We start from the raw sequence: 2,510 nt of genomic DNA, 5'->3' as shown, positions 1-2,510 counted from the left end.
CCCATGCCACAATCAACCCCGCAGCACCGGCAACGACGCCGCCCAACCCCACCCAACCAGACGATGAAAGATCGAGGTTAAGTGACGATCTCGCGAGCCGGGGCGCGTCACGGCATGCGAGACGCCGTCCCACCATGCGGGACGACCGGCGGGGACGTCGGAATCGCCTCCGCCGCCCGGCCCGCCGATCCCGACGCACCCGGAGGCGACTCGATGCGGGCCGTCACGGCCGGCCCCGCGCCCCCCGCATCACACCGGCAGACGCACCCGGACGCCTCCGCAACAACCCTTCGGACGAGGAGGGCCCGCCCGAGCAGACCGTCACCACGACCTTCACGCCCCACGCCTTCAAAGCCACCCCCGAATAACCTTCACGGTTCGGCGGGCCTCCCGCGGACCCCCGGAACCGCTGGGCAGGAGCCCCACGGCGCCACCGGTGGCACCATGCCGAAGGACTCACCCGCAATGGGGCGGGTGGGGCTCCTGGGACGGTCTGAGATGGGGACGTGTCCAGATCTGTTGCAAAGGCGCTCCGGGCCGGGATCGGCCGCGAGAAGAAGCGCGGAATATCAACGTTTCTTCTCGCACGCTTCGGCGCGACCCGGGTCTTTGCAACAGATTCGAACAACCGGCGCCACCAGGGTCCTCGCCGAGGGGCGGCCGCCGCTTGGGCGGCAGCCGTGACGAGCGCCCCGGCGATCCCGCGGGCCGCGACGCCGGCCCGCCCGTCCGCTCCGGACGCCTCCGGCGCCCAGACGTGCACTTCGCACTCGAAAGTGCAGTTCCAACCGTTGTTCTCGAGTGCGAAATGCACGTCTCGACGAGGAGTCCGCCCCGCCGACGCCCTGGACCGCGAGCCGGGCGCCCGGTCGGGATCGTTCAGGAGCCGGGGCGCATCCACTCCGGGGTCGCCTTGGGGTCACGGGGGAAGAGCCGCAGCTCCTCGGCGCAGTCCTCGGCGCTGACGGCCGGGGTCATCTCGGGGCGGCGGTCGTAGTCGAAGTCGGAGATGAGCCGGTAATCCTGGTTGTTCATCGACAACTTCGTCCAGGTCCAGGTGCCGCCGCCGGGCCGGGCCATGGCCACGCGCAGGGCCACGGCCTGGTGGACGAGCTCGGCGGGCAGCTCGTTGTCCGCCCACGCGGGCCTGCGCATGAGGCCCCGGGGGCGCAGGACCCGGCTGGAGGCCTTGGCGCGGGTGCCCACGGCCTCGATCTCGACGACGACCTCCTGCACCTTGTTGGCCGACATCCATTTCGCCCAGCCGTCCGAGATGGCCTGGAAGGCCTCCATCTGGGTCTCGAAAGACCATTCCGTCATCGTTCGATTCCTTTCTCGAGCACGATCGGAGCGGTCGGTGCGCGGGCCGCGGCCGCCACCGTCAGGGATGTGATGATGAGCCTACCGGTCCGTCGGAGGGACCGTCGAGTCGTCGGGCGGACCGGCGAGCTGCACGTAGGCGTACGTGATCATGAGGTCGGCCACCGGCCACAGCACGATCCAGCCGATGATTGTGAGCAGGGACAGGACGTACAGCCCCCAGACCGCCAGGGCGAGCGTTATCGCGCTCCCCGAGCCCATGAGGGCGCGGGAGCGCCCGATGGCCTTGAAGACGCCGAGCCTGCGGGCCAGGGCCCCGCGGGTCGCGAAGAGGAAGAAATAGGCCGCCAGGACCCCCAGGGCCACCGTAGCGCCGCCCGCGAGTTGGAGTATTCCGCACAGGTAGAAGACCACGACGGATCTCACGGCGTTGGGCAGGGTGACCAGGTGCCGGACGCGCAGGCGCCGTCCGCTCGCGACGACCAGGGAGGCCCGCGTCTGGACGAGCAGGCCGAATCCGAAGAGGAGGAACATGACGGGCACGAAGACGACGCCCCAGCCGTTGTCGACGTCGGGCATATCCTGGATGACGTTGATGCCGGTGAGCCCGACGGCGAACCCCACCGCGATCCACAGCGGCATGGGTGCCAAGAGGAGCGGCCGGCTCTTCAGCTGCGCCCAGGCCCACCGCCAGGCATCTCCGACGTCCACGACGGGGCGCATGACGAGCGGCGGTCCGTAACCGTAGCCGGCGGGTGGAGCGGCCGGGTGGCCGCCGGGCGGGTTGGCGCCGGGGGCGGTGCCGTAGGGTTGAACCGTCTCAGGAGCGGTGCTGTAAGGGTAAGGGCGGTCGGAGCCGGTCGACGGCGCTCGGTCGGGCTGTGATAATTCAGGTTGTGTCACGCCTCAAGTATACTGAGAAGTTATCGAAACACGATACACGATCATGTCATTGATCGCCGGATTGTTTCGCGGGCCACGAAACTCTCCGTTCTCGGAGCGCAATTTACTGAGCCTTTCTCGCCAGGAGTCGCGGTTCGACGTCCCGGATCGGTGCGGTGGTGCGAGAAGGATGGGACAGGGCAGTCTGACCCCGCGGGTGGTGGTGTCAGATTCCGAGTCGGTGTTCCTCCTCCAGCTGGGTGATGCGCCTGGCCACGGTGTGGCCTGCTTCCAGGCGCCACTGCTCG

The 2,510-nt window shown here is 69.0% G+C and carries 2 protein-coding genes; both read right to left on the bottom strand.

The features are described from left to right. Nucleotides 1–879: 879 nt before the first annotated feature. Nucleotides 880–1,320 (bottom strand): hypothetical protein, encoded by a 441-nt coding sequence (locus tag G446_RS0113345; RefSeq protein ID WP_026410508.1) that lies wholly within the window; start codon nucleotides 1,318–1,320, stop codon nucleotides 880–882. A gap of 81 nt (nucleotides 1,321–1,401) precedes the next feature. Then, complete coding sequence (locus G446_RS0113340; RefSeq protein ID WP_156916687.1) at nucleotides 1,402–1,962, bottom strand: hypothetical protein; 561 nt, start codon at nucleotides 1,960–1,962, stop codon at nucleotides 1,402–1,404. Nucleotides 1,963–2,510: the final 548 nt, after the last annotated feature.

It is taken from the genome of Actinomyces dentalis DSM 19115, assembly GCF_000429225.1.
Lineage (GTDB): Bacteria > Actinomycetota > Actinomycetes > Actinomycetales > Actinomycetaceae > Actinomyces > Actinomyces dentalis.
Note: the sequence above shows the minus strand (reverse complement) of the source record. Positions and strands in the feature narration are given on the sequence as shown.